This is a genomic window from Rhizobium anhuiense (assembly GCF_003985145.1).
GTDB lineage: Bacteria > Pseudomonadota > Alphaproteobacteria > Rhizobiales > Rhizobiaceae > Rhizobium > Rhizobium anhuiense.
In genome coordinates this window covers 320,855-336,483 of the sequence record NZ_ML133523.1, presented here as the reverse complement: position 1 = coordinate 336,483, position 15,629 = coordinate 320,855, and the positions used below count along the sequence as shown (strand labels likewise).

Below are 15,629 nucleotides of genomic sequence, written 5' to 3'. Positions count from 1 at the left end.
AACTTACGGCTTCTGTCACATTACGGCACAAATGCCGGTCCTGTCGCGGATCAACGTTTGAAGGGCCAGCGCATCAGGGGCCAGCGTCAGGGGCAAGCAGATGAGGGGAAGTGTATGAGAAAGCTTTTGGCGGCTGTTTTGACCGTAACGCTTGCCGTTTCGGCGCCGCTTGCAGCCCTTGCCGGCAACGCTTCGCTGATCCTCGATGCCCGTACAGGCAAGGTTCTCGCCGCTGAAAACGCCGATACGCTGAACCATCCGGCCTCGCTGACGAAGATGATGACGCTCTATCTCACCTTCGAGGCGCTGAAACGCGGCAAGATCGCCTGGGATACTCCGATCACAATGTCGAAATACGCCGCCGCCCGGCCGCCGACCAAGCTTGGCGTCAAGGCCGGCGGCACGATCACCGTGCGCGAGGCGGTCTATGGCATGATCGTCAAATCCGCCAATGATGCCGCCTCCGCCATGGGCGAGAAGCTCGCCGGCTCTGAAAGCGCTTTTGCCCGGATGATGACGGCCAAGGCCCGCCAGCTCGGCATGAGCCGCACCGTCTTCGTCAACGCCTCCGGCCTGCCGGACGGCCGCCAGGTGACAACGGCGCGCGACATGTCGACGCTCGCCGTCGCGCTGATGAAGAACTATCCGAACGAATACCGCCTGTTTTCGGCGGCAAGCTTCAATTTCCGCGGCCGCACCGTGCGCGGCCACAACAATCTCATGTACCGCTACCAGGGCATGGACGGCATCAAGACGGGCTACACCAACGCTTCCGGCTTCAACCTCGTCAGCGCCGTCAAGGACGGCAACCGCCGCGTGGTCGGCGTCGTCCTCGGCGGCCGCACCGCCCGCAGCCGCGACGCCAAGATGGCTGGTTTGCTCGACCGTTACCTCGGCCGTGCCTCCTCTTCCGGCGGCGCCAAGCTGGTGGCGAGCGTCGGCGCCAAGGAGGCTGTCGAAGTCGCGTCCGCCGCCGACGATTCCGACGTTCCGGTGCCGCTCAACGCACCGCGGCCGGCCGATGATCTCGGGGCCAAGAGCCTGGCTTATGCCGATGACGCCGTCGTGCCGCTGGAGCGTCCGGTCGCGATGGAGGAGATCCTGAACGCCGGCAAGACGCCGAAGACATCGGCAGAGAGGGCCGATGGCGACTGGCAGATCCAGATCTCGGCTGCTCCCAGCGCCGATGCGGCGCGTGCGCTTCTCGCCCAGGCGCAGTCGGAAGGCGGCGCGCCGCTCGTTTCCGCCTCGCCCTATACCGAGGCTGTCGGGCAAGGGGCCAACAGGATCTATCGCGCCCGCTTCGTCGGCTTCGCCAGTAAGGATGCCGCCGTCTCGGCCTGCGATGCGCTGAGACAGCGCTCCTATGACTGCATGCTGCTGCCAGACCACAGCTGATCGCCGCGACACCACTGCGACAATTCACCCTGGACAAGCAACGGGAATCAGCGTCTCCTCCGTAAACAAAAGGAGAACATCCATGTTGCGTCGTCTCGCCGACCAGTTCGAAATCTCATCCTCTGTTCACGTCGCTGCCAACAACATCGAGCGCGATGCCGACTGGTTCCTGCTGAAACTGCAGGAGGAAATGGGTGAACTGACCCAGGCATGGAACCGGCTGACTGGCCGCGGCCGTGCGAAAGGCCGCTCTCCTGAAGACATGCAGCGCGACCTGGCCGACGAGACCGCCGACGTTCTCGGCCATCTTCTGCTGTTTGCCCGCCACAACGATCTCGATCTTGCCGCCGCGATCGAACGCAAGTGGCTGTTTCGGCCGGGCAACACGTTTTAAGAGGGATCGTCTATCTTCGGAAAATCCGGCTGCGCCTCCGGCCTTGCCGACCGGAAGGCTTCAAGCGTCACGCAGCGCTGTTCGACCGCAAGCAGCAGCGGATAGGGCGAAAGATCATGGCCGAGACGGCGGGCATTGCTCATCTGCGGAATGAGATGCAGGTCGGCCCAGCCCGGACGATCGCCGAAACAGAAGGGCGACGAGACCTTGCGCTGTCTGAGCGTCTCTTCGAGCGCGGTGAAGCCGAGGCCCAGCCAGCGCGCGAGCCACCGTTTCACCTCGGCTTCGCCAGCGCTGAGTTCATCGCGCAGGAAATGCCGGACGCGCTGAACTGTCAGAGCGTGCATTTCCGCAGCGATATGGGCGGCAAAACCTCTCGCCTCGGCGCGCAGTGCGGGATCCTCGGGCAGGAGGCTCGGGTCGGGATAGGCCTCCTCGATATAGGAGAGGATCGCTGACGACTGCGGCACGACACGGCCGTCGCCGATATCGAGTGCCGGCAGCAGCCCCTGCGGATTGAGTCTGTGATACTCTCCGGGCTCAAGCGAACTCACCGGAACGTAACGATAGGAAATGCCCTTGAGGTTGAGGGCGATCCGCACCCGTTCACCCGCCGAATTCTGCCATCGCGAGATCAGCAGCATCATTACCGTCCCAAAGCTGGAGTCAGCCGACCTTATATCGGTAGAATTTGCTGTCCACCGCCATCAGCGGAAAGGAGCGGGGCAGGGCGCTCTTGGCAATCTCGCTAAAGCCGTTCTTCTCGTAAAAACGATGCGCGGCGACGAACTTGTCCGTCGTGCCGAGGAAGATATCGGTGATGCCGGCATCCCTGGCGTGAGCGATCAGGCGATCGAGGAGCAGCGCCGCCACGCCGTGTTCGCGGCCGCGAACCTCGGCTGAGACGAACATCTTGCGCAGCGCCGCCTGGTTGTTGCCGATATCCTTCAGCCCGACCGTGCCGACGATGGCGCCGTCCTTGACGGCGACCCAGAACTGCCCTTTGCCGGACTGGTAGAAATCCGGGATGACCCTGAGATCCGGCTGCGCATCCGCGGTGATGTCGATGCCGAATTCCTCGCGCTGGATCGGCAGGATCACCGAAAGCACGGCATCGGCGTCATCTGATGTGAAGGTTCTGATTTCGATGTCCGCCATCTGAGAATCCTTTCGCCTCAGGTCTGCGTGCCGCCGACCGTCACCTGATCCATGCGCAGATGCGGCTGGCCGACGCCGACGGGAACCCATTGGCCGGCCTTGCCGCAATTGCCGATACCGGTATCGAGCTTCATGTCGTTGCCGATCATCGACACCCGTTTCATTGCATCCGGTCCGTTGCCGATCAGCATGGCGCCCTTGATCGGCGCGCCGACCTTGCCGTTCTCGATCAGATAGGCCTCGGTGCAGCCGAAGACGAACTTGCCGGAGGTGATATCCACCTGGCCGCCGCCGAAGGAGACGGCATAGATGCCCTTCTTCACCGAGGCGATGATCTCCTCGGGCGTCTTGTCGCCACCGAGCATATAGGTGTTGGTCATGCGCGGCATCGGCACATGCGCATAGCCCTGGCGGCGGCCGTTGCCGGTGGGCGCCATACCCATCAGCCGGGCATTCTGCCGATCCTGCATGTAGCCGACGAGCTTGCCGTTTTCGATCAGCACGTTGTAGGCCGACGGCGTGCCCTCGTCGTCGATGGTGATCGAGCCGCGGCGGTTGTCGATCGTGCCGTCGTCGACGACGGTGACGCCGGGCGCGGCGACCATCTGGCCGAGAAGGCCTGAAAAGGCCGACGTCTTCTTGCGGTTGAAATCGCCTTCCAGCCCGTGACCGACCGCCTCGTGCAGCATGACGCCCGGCCAGCCGGAGCCGAGCACAACGTCCATCGTGCCCGCCGGCGCATCGATCGCCTCGAGATTGACGAGCGCCTGGCGCAGCGCCTCGTCGGCGCCATATTGCCAGCTGCCCTCGGCGATGAAGTCACCGAAGCCGATGCGCCCGCCATGGCCGTAGGAGCCGCTCTCCTGCCGCTCGCCTTCGCCGACCATCACCGAAATGTTGATGCGCGTCATCGGCCTGATGTCGCGCACGCGGTGCCCGTCAGCGCGCAGGATATCGACGACCTGCCAGCTGGCGGCGACCGAGGCCGTCACCTGCCGCACCTTATCGTCCTTGCCCCTGAGATAGGCGTCGATGTCCTGCAGGACCTTGACCTTTTCCTCGAAGCTCGGCTGGCCGATCGGGTTCTCGTCGCTGTAGAATTTCTTGTTGGTGCCCTGGGGTGCGGCGGCATAGGAGCCGGAATAGCCGCGCGTCACCGCGCCGACCGCATCGGCCGCCCGCTTCAGCGCTGCCACCGACAGATCGCCGGCATGCGCGTAACCCACAGCTTCGCCGGCAACGGCGCGCAGGCCGAAACCCTGTTCGGTGTTGAAGCTGCCGCCCTTCAGCCGGCCATTGTCGAAGGTCAGCGCTTCCGCCTGCGCATGCTCAATGAACAGTTCGCCGTCATCGGCGCCGGACAGCGCCTCGGCCACATGCTTGCGCATCGTCGCTTCATCGGCATCGAAAAGCGTCAGGAGATCGGTGGTCATGTCTTGTGCTCCGCTGAAGAGCAGGAGTGCTCATAGCCGATGTAGGTCTGTTGGATAGTCCGAGCAAGCCCCGGCCTCAGGGCAGGGCGTCGAAGCCTTCGGCGAAGCCCTTGAGGTCGACCGGGATGCCGATGCCTTCTTCCGGGGTCTGGAAGACGATGAAGGTTGCCTGGGCGCCGCTGCGGAAGGTCTTGAGCAGTTCGTCCTCGAGCACGACCTCGGCATAACAGCCATCGGCGAAGCAGCGGACGAAATAGGCGCGGCCGATATCCTTGCCGTCGACATTGAGCCCGAGGCCGTTCGGCAGCAGCACGCCGAGCGGCGCGAGCACGCGGAGAATCTTCGACTTGCGGTCGGCCGTCTTCAAGACGACGACGGAAAGCCCGACTTCTGGACGATCCTCGGCGATGACGTTCTGCATCAGCGCGCATTGTTCGGTCGCAGCCCCGGCCGGCTTGTCGCAGACCACAGACCATGCGCCGTGATTGGACTTCACCGTGCCCGGCGCCTGTGGCTGCGTCTGGCCGGGCGTCACCTGTTCGATATTCGGCTTGGCGGCATTCGGCTGTTGCGGCGCGGGGGCAGGGGCCGGCGCGGCAGCGGGCGGCTTGGCCTGTGACGGCGTGGGTTGCTGTGCGAAAACGGGCGTCGTCGCTGCGGCCGCGATGCTGGCAGTCACGAGAAGCGACTGCGCGAGGGAACGGAAACCCATGGAAACCTCTGGATATCGAATCATTGCGGCTATTGTTGAAGCTGCCCACCAAAAATGAAAAGCCCCACCCCGTGAAAACCGGGGGACTGCGGCGGAAATTGGACCTTTCCGAAATAATGTGCGGCGCGCGGATTGGCCGGAAAGCCGATTTTTCATATGCTGATGAAAAACTTGGGATGTTTTGCCGTTCAGGGCTGCCTACACTTTGAGCAAAAATGCCGCATAGACAATTGCTCTGACCTGTTGCGGCAAATGCCAAACTGTGGTTTGAAGCGCTGAAGATGGCAAGGATTCTGCGTTCTATTTTGCAGGTCAAGCGCTCGAGGGAGATAATAAGGTGATGAAGAAGGCTTATGCAGCCCTGACCACGCTGGTCTGTCTGCTTTTTGCTTCCGGCACATATGCCGACCAGCCAACGCCGTGGCAGGCAACGCTGCAGCCGGCGGCAACGCCGATCATGCGGGAAATCCACTGGTTCGAACAATATACCCTGTGGTTTATCGTTCCGATCACGCTCTTCGTTCTGGTCCTGCTCATCGTCGTCTGCGTCAAGTTCCGCGCCAGCGCGAACCCGGTTCCCTCGAAGACGAGCCACAATACGCTGATCGAGGTTGCCTGGACCGTGGGGCCGGTCCTGGTGCTGCTTCTTCTCGCCATTCCTTCGTTCAACCTGCTGACGGCGCAGCTGACGCTGCCTGAAAATCCCGACGTCACCATCAAGGCGACCGCCACCCAGTGGCAGTGGAACTATGAATATGAAGGCTCGGGCGAAAGCCCGCTCGCTTTCGATTCCTACCTTCTGAAGGATCAGGACCGCGCGAGCGCCGGCAAGGAAGACAAGTCGATCTATCCCAGGCTTCTCGCCGTCGATAACGAGCTGGTCCTGCCGGTCAACAAGACGGTCCGCGTTCTCGTGACCTCGGCGCCGACCGACGTCATCCACGCTTTCGCCATGCCGTCCTTCGGCGTCAAGATCGATGCCGTGCCGGGCCGTCTGAACGAGACCTGGTTCAGGGCCGAGCGCGAAGGCCTGTTCTATGGCCAGTGTTCCGAGCTCTGCGGCAAGGACCATGCGTTCATGCCGATCGCCATCCGCGTCGTCTCCGAGGACAAGTATAAGCAGTGGCTGACCACGGCCGCCAGCGACCTGCCCGGCGCCTACAAGACACTCATGGCCGCAACCGATGGTCCCGCAAAGACCCTCGACGTTGCCGAAGCACAGTAATTAAAGGGGATCGGGACAATGGCTGGACCTTCCGCTCACGACGATCATTCTCATGATCACGCCCACCACGACCACGCGCATGACGATCACCATGATCACGGGCACAAGCCGAGCTTTGCCAATCGCTGGCTGTTCTCGACCAACCACAAGGACATCGGCACGCTCTACCTGATCTTCGCGATCATTGCCGGCATCATCGGCGGCGCGCTGTCGGTTGCCATGCGCATGGAGCTGCAGGAGCCGGGCATCCAGATCTTCCACGGCCTGGCCTCGATGGTCTACGGCTATGAAGGCGATGCCGCGATCGACGGCGCCAAGCAGATGTTCAACATGTTCACCACAGCGCACGCGCTGATCATGATCTTCTTCATGGTCATGCCGGCGATGATCGGTGGTTTCGCCAACTGGATGGTGCCGATCATGATCGGCGCGCCCGACATGGCCTTCCCGCGCCTGAACAACATCTCCTTCTGGCTGATCGTTCCCGCCTTCGCGCTGCTGCTGCTGTCGATGTTCGTCGAAGGCCCGGCAGGCGCCTATGGCACGGGTGGCGGCTGGACGATGTATCCGCCGCTGGCGACAAGCGGCACGCCGGGACCGGCGGTCGACCTTGCGATCTTCGCGCTCCACATTGCCGGTGCCTCGTCGATCCTCGGTGCGATCAACTTCATCACCACGATCCTCAACATGCGCGCTCCGGGCATGACGCTGCACAAGATGCCGCTGTTTGCCTGGTCCGTGCTGATCACCGCCTTCCTGCTGCTGCTGTCGCTGCCGGTTCTGGCAGGCGGCATCACCATGCTGCTCACCGACCGCAACTTCGGCACCTCCTTCTTCTCTCCGGAAGGCGGCGGCGACCCGATCCTTTACCAGCACCTGTTCTGGTTCTTCGGTCACCCCGAGGTCTACATCCTCATCCTGCCGGGCTTCGGCATGATCAGCCACATCATCTCGACCTTCTCGAAGAAGCCGATCTTCGGCTACCTCGGCATGGCCTACGCCATGGTCGCGATCGGCGCCGTCGGCTTCGTCGTCTGGGCCCACCACATGTACACGGTCGGCCTGTCGCTCGACGCGCAGCGCTACTTCGTCTTCGCCACGATGGTCATCGCCGTTCCGACGGGCGTGAAGATCTTCTCCTGGATCGCGACGATGTGGGGCGGCTCGATCTCGTTCCGCACGCCGATGCTCTGGGCGATCGGCTTCATCTTCCTGTTCACGGTCGGCGGCGTCACCGGCGTCCAGCTTGCCAATGCCGGTCTCGACCGCTCGCTGCATGACACCTATTACGTCGTGGCCCACTTCCACTACGTTCTGTCGCTCGGCGCCGTCTTCGCGATCTTCGCCGGCTGGTATTACTGGTTCCCGAAGATGACCGGCTACATGTACAACGAGTTCGTCGGCAAGCTGCACTTCTGGATCATGTTCATCGGCGTCAACCTGGTGTTCTTCCCGCAGCACTTCCTCGGCCTCGCCGGCATGCCACGCCGCTACATCGATTATCCGGATGCCTTTGCCGGCTGGAACTATGTGTCCTCCATCGGCTCCTACATCTCGGCCTTCGGTGTGCTGATCTTCCTCTACGGCGTCTTCGAAGCCTTCGCCAAGAAGCGCGTCGCCGGCGACAATCCGTGGGGTGAGGGTGCGACGACGCTCGAATGGCAGCTGCCTTCGCCGCCGCCCTATCACCAGTGGGAACAGCTTCCGCGCATCAAGTAATTTGCGCGGACATCAGGACGCCGCATTCGATACGGCGTCCTGATCTTGAGACATGCAGGACGGAATGATGACGGTCATCGACAATCACGGGGCGCTTGCAAAGGACGGCGAATTGTCGGAAGCGAGTGCGCGCGATTATTTCGAATTGTTGAAGCCACGGGTGATGTCGCTCGTGGTCTTCACTGCCTTTGCCGGTCTTGTGCTGGCGCCGGGCCATATCCATCCCGTCCTCGGCCTGATCGCCATTCTCTGTATCGCCGTCGGCGCCGGCGCCTCCGGGGCGCTGAACATGTGGTATGACGCCGATATCGACGCCGTCATGAGCCGCACCGCCAACCGTCCGATCCCGGCCGGCCGCATCGCGCCGTCGGAAGCGCTCGCCTTCGGCCTGGTGCTCTCGGGCTTTTCGGTGGTGATCCTCGGCCTGGCCGTCAACTGGCTCTCGGCCGGCATCCTCGCCTTCACCATCTTCTTCTACGCCGTCATCTACACCATGTGGCTGAAGCGCTCGACGCCGCAGAACATCGTCATCGGCGGCGCCGCCGGCGCCTTTCCGCCGATGATCGGCTGGGCCTGCGTGACCAACAGCGTGACGATCGAGAGCACCGTTCTGTTCATGATCATCTTCCTGTGGACGCCGGCGCATTTCTGGGCGCTTGCCCTCTTCAAGATGCGCGATTACGAGGCCGTCGGCGTGCCGATGCTGCCGAATGTCGCCGGCGAGCGGGTGACCAAGCATCAGATCGTCGCCTATGCGGTGCTGACCGCCATCTGCGCAGTCTTGCCGACCGTCCTCGGTTTCGCGAGCCTCGGCTACGGCTTCGTCGCTGCGGCGCTCGGCGCGATCTTTATATACTGTTCCATCGCCGTCTGGCGCATGCCCGACGGCGATCTGAAGATGATCCCGGCGAAGAAGCTCTTCGGCTTCTCGATCTTCTATCTCTTCGCCGTGTTCTCCGCCTTGATGATCGACCGGCTGGCTTCGGTGCTGGTCTCGCATGCGGGAGGTTGGTTCTGATGGAAATGGTCAAGCTGACGGAAGCGCAGCGCAAGTCGCGCCGCAACCGCAACGTCGCCCTCGGGCTGGTGCTTGCCGGCCTCGTCATTCTCTTCTACGCGATCACCATCGTGAAGATCGGCGGGGGAATGGCTGGATGAGCGAAAACGCCGGTACACCGAAGAAGCAGGGCCGCAACAACGGCGCCGTCGTGATGATGTGCCTGAGCTTCGTCTTCGGCATGGGGGCGATGAGCTATGCCGCCGTACCGCTCTACCGCATCTTCTGCCAGGTGACCGGTTATAACGGCACGACCCAGCGCGTCGACCAGGCGTCGAGCGTCGTGCTCGACCGCACCATGCGCGTCACCTTCGACGCCAATGTCGCGCCCGGCCTGCAGTGGGACTTCAAACCGGTCGAGCGTGAGGTCAATCCGAAGATCGGCGAGACCATTCAGGTGAATTTCACCGCCGAGAATCGCTCGAACGAAACCCAGCGCGGCCAGGCGGTGTTCAACGTCACCCCGGGCGAGGCGGGCGTCTATTTCAACAAGGTGCAATGTTTCTGCTTTACGGAAACGGACCTGAAGCCGGGCGAGAAGCTCGACATGCCGGTGGTGTTCTACATCGATCCTGACATCGTCAAGGCGGTGGAATCCAAGAACATCCATACGGTGACGCTGTCATATACGTTCTACCCGAAAGAGGGTCCGAAGCCGGTGGCTTCGAATGAGGGTGGAGCGGAGAAGATTGAAAAGAAACTTTGATCAAGGCTCGTTTCCGGCTATGCCGGGAGCGGAGTGAAGGAAGACATCCGGGGATAGCTACATGGCCGATGCTCACCAGAAGAATCACGACTATCACATCATCGATCCGAGCCCGTGGCCGATTCTCGCCTCGCTCGGCGCCTTCATCATGGCGATCGGCGGCGTCTGCTACATGCGCTACCTGAACGGCGGTTCGTTCAAGGTCGCCGGCGCGGAGCTTGCCAATCCCTGGCTTTTCTATATCGGCTTCGCGCTGGTCATCTATGTCATGTACGGCTGGTGGGCCGATACGGTGAAGGAAGCCCATGATGGCGCCCACACCCGCGTCGTCTCGCTGCACCTGCGCTACGGCATGATCATGTTCATCGCTTCGGAAGTGATGTTCTTCGTTGCCTGGTTCTGGGCCTATTTCGACGCCAGCCTCTATCCGAACGAAGCGATCCAGGCCTCGCGCCTGCTTTACACCGGTGGCGTCTGGCCGCCGAAGGGCATCGAGGTCCTCGATCCCTGGCACCTGCCGATCTACAACACGGTCATTCTGCTGCTCTCGGGCACGACGGTCACCTGGGCGCACCATGCGCTGCTGCACAACGACCGCAAGGGCCTGGTCCAGGGCCTGACGCTGACGGTGCTGCTTGGTATCTTCTTCTCCAGCGTCCAGGCTTACGAATATGCCCACGCGCCCTTCGACTTCAAGAATTCGATCTACGGCGCGACCTTCTTCATGGCGACCGGCTTCCACGGTTTCCACGTTCTGGTCGGCACGATCTTCTTGGCTGTCTGCCTGATCCGCGCGCTGCGCGGCGACTTCACCCCGAAGCAGCATTTCGGCTTCGAGGCAGCCGCCTGGTACTGGCACTTCGTCGACGTCGTCTGGCTGTTCCTGTTCTTCTGCATCTACGTCTGGGGCGGCTGGGGCGCTCCGGTCGCCGGCTGATCGGAACGATATTTGAGAAAAGGCGGGCCCGGTGCCCGCCTTTTTTTTTGTTGGTGGGTGTCGGTTTACTCGACCTCGGTCACGACTGTTCGCGCCAATGGCGGCCCCTCACCCTAACCCTCTCCCCGTTCTGACGGGGAGAGGGGACGTGCCCCGCGAGAGGGCCTGTGGGGAACGGAGGGGTGCGGCGTATCCCCTTCGCCCCGCGAGCGGGGAGAAGGTGGCGGCAGCCGGATGAGAGGCCGCCGCCGGCAATCTCTGCGACCGAGGTAAGGGCTCCGTGCCCGCTCTCCATCGCCTCAGCGCGCCCCGGCGATCCGTTCGAAGGCCGAAGGTTCGGGAATGCCGAGATCCAGCTGATGGCGGATCGCCTCGGCGCATTCGAGCGGTGTCAGCACTGACGTATCGACCTCCATATCGTAGATGCCGGGCCGATGCACCTCGTCCTGCCAGCGTTGCACTGGTTCTGGAATGGGCACTTCCTCCGTGGCCCTGAGATAAAGCGTCTCGCGCCCTTCCTGGGCAGTTTCGCGCCGCTGCATGATTGTCTCGATCGGACAGCGCACGCCGACGAACAGCACGGGAAAATCCTCCAGTCGCCGGGCGCAATCGGCAAGAATGCCGAGCGGCTTGGTATAGCTGTCATGGTGGCCGAGATCGGCGATGACATTGAGGCCGAACCCGGCATGGATGGCGATCGACTCGTAAAGGGCGGCATAGAGGAACGGCACCAGTTCCTCAAGATCCGGCCGTTCGCCGCCCGGCCTGAGGCCGATGCCCGGCAGATAGCGCTTCGGCGTCATGGCATTGTAGCCGTCGACGCCGAGGTTGATCCACGGCCCCTCGAAATGTTCCTGGACTGCGTGCGCAATGCTGGATTTTCCGCTGCGCGGCGCACCGTTCAGGATGATGATCTGTGCGGAGTGGCTATCGTTAGTCATCAGTCTTCTTCTGTTTGGCGCGAATCGCTGAGGCGAAAAAGCGCAGGCATTTCCCTTCGTCCTGCGAATAATTTATGGGAGAGTTAAGGCAGCGTCGAAAAAGCCGCGGCCGCAAGGTTACGCAAAGGAATGGCATGAACGAGGACAGCGCCCATTTTCCCCCCGTCGATCCGGTGAAAACCGGCATCAAGGGCTGCTGCCCGCGCTGCGGCGAGGGCAAGCTGTTCGATGGCCTGTTGGCCCTGAAGCCGCGCTGCGCCGCCTGCGGCCTCGATTATTCCTTCGCCGATTCCGGTGACGGCCCGGCCGTCTTCGTCATCCTCATCGTCGGCTTCATCATCATCGGCATGGTGCTGTGGCTGCAGGTGAATTACGGGCCGCCGATCTGGGTGCATATCATGCTCTTCGGCCCGCTGACGATCATCCTGTCGCTCATGACACTGCGCTGGTTCAAGGGCATCCTGATCGCCATGCAATACCGTCATAATGCCCGCGAAGGACGCCTGAGTGATTGATATCGACCATGCCGCCCCGCGCCGCCGGCTGCCTGTGGCAACCGGCATCCTGGTGCTGATCGCGCTTGCCATCCTGATTTCGCTCGGCACCTGGCAGGTGGAACGCCTCCATTGGAAGGAGGGCCTGCTTGCCGATATCGCCGAACGGCAGGTTGCAGCACCCGTGCCGCTGGCCGATATCGAGACGATGGCGGCTGCAAGTGGCGACATCGAATACCGCAAGGTCACCGCCACCGGCCGCTATATCAACAACAAGGAGCGGCACTTCTTCGCCACCTGGCGCGGCCAGACCGGCTATTACATCTATACCCCGCTGGAGCTTGCCGACGGGCGCGCGCTCTTCGTCAATCGCGGCTTCGTTCCCTTCGAGAACAAGGAGCCGGAGATGCGTATGCAGGGACAGTTGACGGATCAGCAGACCGTCACCGGCCTGGCGCGCCAAAAGCTTCCCGGCAAACCGTCCTGGGTGGTGCCCGACAACGACATCGCCAAGAACATCTTCTATTGGAAGGATCTCGACGTCATGGCGGAGAGCGTCGGGCTGGACAAGGCCCGCGTCATTCCCTTTTTCGTCGATGCCGATTCCACCCCGAATCCGGCCGGCCTGCCGATCGGCGGCGTCACCCAGGTCGACCTGCCGAACGACCATCTGCAATATGCCTTCACCTGGTACGGGCTTGCCGCCGTGCTCATCATCGTGGTGGCGATTTCCTGGTTCCGCAAGGGGAGCAAGGCACCCCCGCAATAGTATTGCTTCAATTCCTGGCCATATTGGGCTAGAGGTCCCTTATTCCCATGCGGGACGGAATTCTTGACGGAACAGACATGAATATTGCGGCGAAACCTCCTTTGACGATCAGGCTCTGCGGCCCGCGCGGCTTCTGCGCCGGCGTCGACCGCGCCATCCAGATCGTCGTGCTGGCGCTGAAATCCTATGGCGCGCCGGTCTATGTGCGTCACGAGATCGTCCACAATCGTTATGTGGTCGAAGGGCTGGAGGCCAAGGGCGCCGTCTTCGTCGAGGAACTGGACGAAATCCCGGCCGAACATCGCGCCCAGCCGGTGGTCTTCTCCGCCCATGGCGTGCCGAAATCCGTGCCCGAGGATGCGACAAGCCGCAACCTCTTCTATCTCGACGCCACCTGCCCGCTGGTCTCCAAGGTCCACAAGCAGGCGATGCGCCACAATCGCCTCGGCCGCCATGTCGTCCTGATCGGCCATGCCGGCCATCCCGAGGTGATCGGCACGATGGGGCAACTGCCGGAGGGCTCGGTGTCGCTGATCGAGACGATCGAGGATGCCGACGCCTATACGCCTGCCGATCCCGACAATCTCGGCTATGTCACCCAGACGACGCTGTCGGTCGACGATACGGCCGGCGTCATCACCCGCCTGCATGAGCGCTTCCCGAACCTGACGGCGCCGGCGGCCGATTCGATCTGTTATGCGACGACCAACCGCCAGGAAGTGGTGAAGCAGGCGGCCCCCGGCTGCGATCTCTTCATCATCGTCGGCGCCCCGAATTCGTCCAATTCCAAACGCCTCGTCGAAGTGGCGCTCAGGGCAGGGGCGAAGAAATCGATCCTCGTGCAGCGCGCCGCCGAGCTCGACTGGGATGAGATCGGCGCGATCTCGACGCTCGGCCTTTCCGCCGGCGCCTCCGCCCCGGAGGTCATCGTCAACGAGATCATCGAGGCCTTCCGCGCCCGCTTCGACGCCCGTGTCGAACTTGCCGAGACGGTACAGGAAAACGAACATTTCCTCGTCAACCGCGAACTGCGCAACATCGAGCTGACGACGGCCGACATGGCCTTCGTCAACGGCTAGATCGAGCCTTATCGCAGCCCGGCCAGTCGGTCGGGCAATCCAATATCAACAATGCAAAGACGAGACCTCACTTGGCAGTCTATACCGATATCGCCGAAGACGATCTGAAATGGTTCCTGACGGAATATGACGCAGGCACGCTGCTATCCTACAAGGGCATCGCCGAAGGCGTCGAAAACTCCAACTTCCTGCTTCACACTTCCAAGGACCCGCTGATCCTGACGCTCTATGAAAAGCGCGTGGAAAAGACCGACCTGCCTTTCTTCCTCGGCCTGATGCAGCATCTCTCCGCCCGCGGTCTGTCCTGCCCACTGCCGCTGCCGCGCCGCGACGGCGCGCTGCTCGGCTCGCTGTCCGGCCGTCCGGCTGCGCTGATCTCCTTCCTCGAAGGCATGTGGCTGAGAAAACCGGAGGCCAAGCACTGCCGCGAGGTCGGCCGGGCGCTGGCCGAAATGCATGTGGCCGGCGATGGTTTCGAGCTGAAGCGGGCGAATGCGCTGTCGATCGACGGCTGGCGGGGGCTCTGGGAGAAATCCGAGGCGCGCGCCGACGAGGTCGAGCCCGGCCTGCAGACCGAGATCCGCAGCGAACTCGACTTTCTCTCCGCACACTGGCCGCAGAGCCTGCCTGCCGGCGTCATCCATGCCGACCTCTTTCCCGATAACGTCTTTTTCCTCGGCGATGAGCTCTCCGGCCTGATCGATTTCTATTTCGCCTGCAACGACCTGCTCGCCTATGACGTCTCGATCTGCCTGAATGCCTGGTGCTTCGAGAAGGATGGCGCCTATAACATCACCAAGGGCACGGCGATGCTTGCGGGCTACCAGAGCGTCCGGCCGCTGAGCGAGGCCGAGATAGCTGCCTTGCCGGTGCTGTCGCGCGGCTCGGCGCTGCGCTTCTTCCTGACCAGGCTCTATGACTGGCTGACGACGCCCGAAGGCGCCATGGTCACCAAGAAGGACCCGCTCGAATATCTCCGCAAGCTGCGCTTCCACCGCCAGATCAGCTCGCCGGCCGAATACGGATTGAGCCTATGAAACACGTCGATATCTTCACCGACGGCGCATGCTCCGGCAATCCCGGCCCTGGCGGCTGGGGCGCGGTGCTGCGTTATGGCGATGTCGAAAAGGAGCTTTGCGGCGGCGAGGCGGATACGACCAACAACCGCATGGAGCTGCTGGCGGCGATCTCGGCGCTATCGGCCTTGAAGACGCCTTGCGAGGTCGATCTCTATACCGACAGCGCCTATGTCAAGGACGGCATCTCCAAGTGGATTTTCGGCTGGAAGAAAAACGGCTGGAAGACCGCGGACAAGAAGCCGGTGAAGAATGCCGAGCTCTGGCAGGCGCTTGAGGAAGCCCGCAGCCGCCACAAGGTGACGCTGCACTGGGTCAAGGGCCACGCCGGCCACCCCGAAAACGAACGCGCCGACGAACTCGCCCGCCGCGGCATGGAGCCGTTCAAGAAGGGCAAGGCGGTTTCGTTTTAGGGGTGTAGCCTCACGCATGCGGCCGGAAAAGCCCGCATGCGTGAATTGCCTTCCGCCCACCCCACCCTCCGTCATCCACCGCCAGGGTACCAGCGTGAGGGCGGGGGGGGGGGGGTGT

General features: G+C 62.5%; 18 protein-coding genes. 13 read left to right on the top strand and 5 right to left on the bottom strand.

Annotation, left to right across the window (positions count from 1 at the left end; genetic code table 11):
* Nucleotides 1-114: 114 nt before the first annotated feature.
* Nucleotides 115-1,398, top strand: coding sequence for a D-alanyl-D-alanine carboxypeptidase family protein (locus EEQ99_RS12300; RefSeq protein ID WP_028756244.1), 1,284 nt, complete (start codon nucleotides 115-117; stop codon nucleotides 1,396-1,398).
* Between the two features lie 82 nt (nucleotides 1,399-1,480).
* The gene (locus tag EEQ99_RS12295) at nucleotides 1,481-1,792 is read left to right on the top strand and encodes a nucleoside triphosphate pyrophosphohydrolase family protein (RefSeq protein ID WP_097595250.1); all 312 of its coding nucleotides are present in this window, start codon (nucleotides 1,481-1,483) and stop codon (nucleotides 1,790-1,792) included.
* Here the strand turns inward: EEQ99_RS12295 and maiA are convergent.
* The 4 genes from maiA to EEQ99_RS12275 all read right to left on the bottom strand — a co-directional run bounded on the left by maiA (nucleotide 1,789) and on the right by EEQ99_RS12275 (nucleotide 5,119).
* Entirely contained in the window at nucleotides 1,789-2,436 is a 648-nt protein-coding gene (gene maiA / locus EEQ99_RS12290) for a maleylacetoacetate isomerase (RefSeq protein WP_028756246.1), read from the bottom strand. The two genes, EEQ99_RS12295 and maiA, sit on opposite strands and share 4 nt — an antisense overlap.
* 22 nt (nucleotides 2,437-2,458) lie before the next feature.
* Entirely contained in the window at nucleotides 2,459-2,950 is a 492-nt protein-coding gene (locus EEQ99_RS12285; protein ID WP_028756247.1) for a GNAT family N-acetyltransferase, read from the bottom strand.
* A gap of 17 nt (nucleotides 2,951-2,967) precedes the next feature.
* Nucleotides 2,968-4,383, bottom strand: a complete 1,416-nt coding sequence (gene tldD / locus EEQ99_RS12280) for a metalloprotease TldD (protein WP_029867862.1) — start codon at nucleotides 4,381-4,383, stop codon at nucleotides 2,968-2,970.
* A gap of 76 nt (nucleotides 4,384-4,459) precedes the next feature.
* Nucleotides 4,460-5,119, bottom strand: a complete 660-nt coding sequence (locus EEQ99_RS12275; RefSeq protein WP_029867861.1) for an invasion associated locus B family protein — start codon at nucleotides 5,117-5,119, stop codon at nucleotides 4,460-4,462.
* 316 nt (nucleotides 5,120-5,435) lie between these two features.
* On the opposite strand from EEQ99_RS12275, the gene coxB reads away from it, so the two are divergent.
* From coxB to EEQ99_RS12250, 6 genes are all read left to right on the top strand, one after another.
* Complete coding sequence (coxB, locus tag EEQ99_RS12270) at nucleotides 5,436-6,320, top strand: cytochrome c oxidase subunit II (RefSeq protein WP_029867860.1); 885 nt, start codon at nucleotides 5,436-5,438, stop codon at nucleotides 6,318-6,320.
* 18 nt (nucleotides 6,321-6,338) lie between these two features.
* A complete protein-coding gene (ctaD, locus tag EEQ99_RS12265) occupies nucleotides 6,339-8,039 on the top strand; it encodes a cytochrome c oxidase subunit I (protein ID WP_028757356.1) in 1,701 nt (566 codons plus the stop codon).
* Nucleotides 8,040-8,106: 67 nt separating this feature from the next.
* Complete coding sequence (locus EEQ99_RS12260) at nucleotides 8,107-9,057, top strand: heme o synthase (protein ID WP_028757357.1); 951 nt, start codon at nucleotides 8,107-8,109, stop codon at nucleotides 9,055-9,057.
* Entirely contained in the window at nucleotides 9,057-9,197 is a 141-nt protein-coding gene (locus EEQ99_RS34590; RefSeq protein ID WP_028755765.1) for a hypothetical protein, read from the top strand. The genes EEQ99_RS12260 and EEQ99_RS34590 overlap by 1 nt, the downstream gene beginning before the upstream one ends.
* Nucleotides 9,194-9,802 carry a cytochrome c oxidase assembly protein gene (locus EEQ99_RS12255; RefSeq protein WP_127430506.1) on the top strand — a complete coding sequence of 203 codons (609 nt, stop codon included), beginning with the start codon at nucleotides 9,194-9,196 and terminating at the stop codon, nucleotides 9,800-9,802. The genes EEQ99_RS34590 and EEQ99_RS12255 overlap by 4 nt, the downstream gene beginning before the upstream one ends.
* Nucleotides 9,803-9,863: 61 nt before the next feature.
* Nucleotides 9,864-10,739: a cytochrome c oxidase subunit 3 gene (locus tag EEQ99_RS12250; RefSeq protein ID WP_063476466.1), complete on the top strand. Its 876-nt coding sequence runs from the start codon at nucleotides 9,864-9,866 to the stop codon at nucleotides 10,737-10,739.
* A gap of 299 nt (nucleotides 10,740-11,038) precedes the next feature.
* On the opposite strand, the gene EEQ99_RS12240 is transcribed toward EEQ99_RS12250, so the two are convergent.
* A complete protein-coding gene (locus tag EEQ99_RS12240; protein ID WP_127430504.1) occupies nucleotides 11,039-11,680 on the bottom strand; it encodes a chloramphenicol phosphotransferase CPT family protein in 642 nt (213 codons plus the stop codon).
* A 134-nt stretch (nucleotides 11,681-11,814) separates the two neighbouring features.
* On the opposite strand from EEQ99_RS12240, the gene EEQ99_RS12235 reads away from it, so the two are divergent.
* From EEQ99_RS12235 to rnhA, 5 genes are all read left to right on the top strand, one after another.
* Nucleotides 11,815-12,195 carry a DUF983 domain-containing protein gene (locus EEQ99_RS12235; RefSeq protein ID WP_028757359.1) on the top strand — a complete coding sequence of 127 codons (381 nt, stop codon included), beginning with the start codon at nucleotides 11,815-11,817 and terminating at the stop codon, nucleotides 12,193-12,195.
* Nucleotides 12,188-12,943, top strand: coding sequence for an SURF1 family protein (locus EEQ99_RS12230; protein WP_127430503.1), 756 nt, complete (start codon nucleotides 12,188-12,190; stop codon nucleotides 12,941-12,943). The genes EEQ99_RS12235 and EEQ99_RS12230 overlap by 8 nt, the downstream gene beginning before the upstream one ends.
* A gap of 77 nt (nucleotides 12,944-13,020) precedes the next feature.
* Entirely contained in the window at nucleotides 13,021-14,022 is a 1,002-nt protein-coding gene (gene ispH / locus EEQ99_RS12225) for a 4-hydroxy-3-methylbut-2-enyl diphosphate reductase (RefSeq protein ID WP_028757361.1), read from the top strand.
* Nucleotides 14,023-14,093: 71 nt separating this feature from the next.
* Nucleotides 14,094-15,059 (top strand): homoserine kinase, encoded by a 966-nt coding sequence (locus EEQ99_RS12220; protein WP_127430502.1) that lies wholly within the window; start codon nucleotides 14,094-14,096, stop codon nucleotides 15,057-15,059.
* The gene (gene rnhA / locus EEQ99_RS12215) at nucleotides 15,056-15,511 is read left to right on the top strand and encodes a ribonuclease HI (protein ID WP_028755757.1); all 456 of its coding nucleotides are present in this window, start codon (nucleotides 15,056-15,058) and stop codon (nucleotides 15,509-15,511) included. The genes EEQ99_RS12220 and rnhA overlap by 4 nt, the downstream gene beginning before the upstream one ends.
* Nucleotides 15,512-15,629 lie beyond the last annotated feature (118 nt).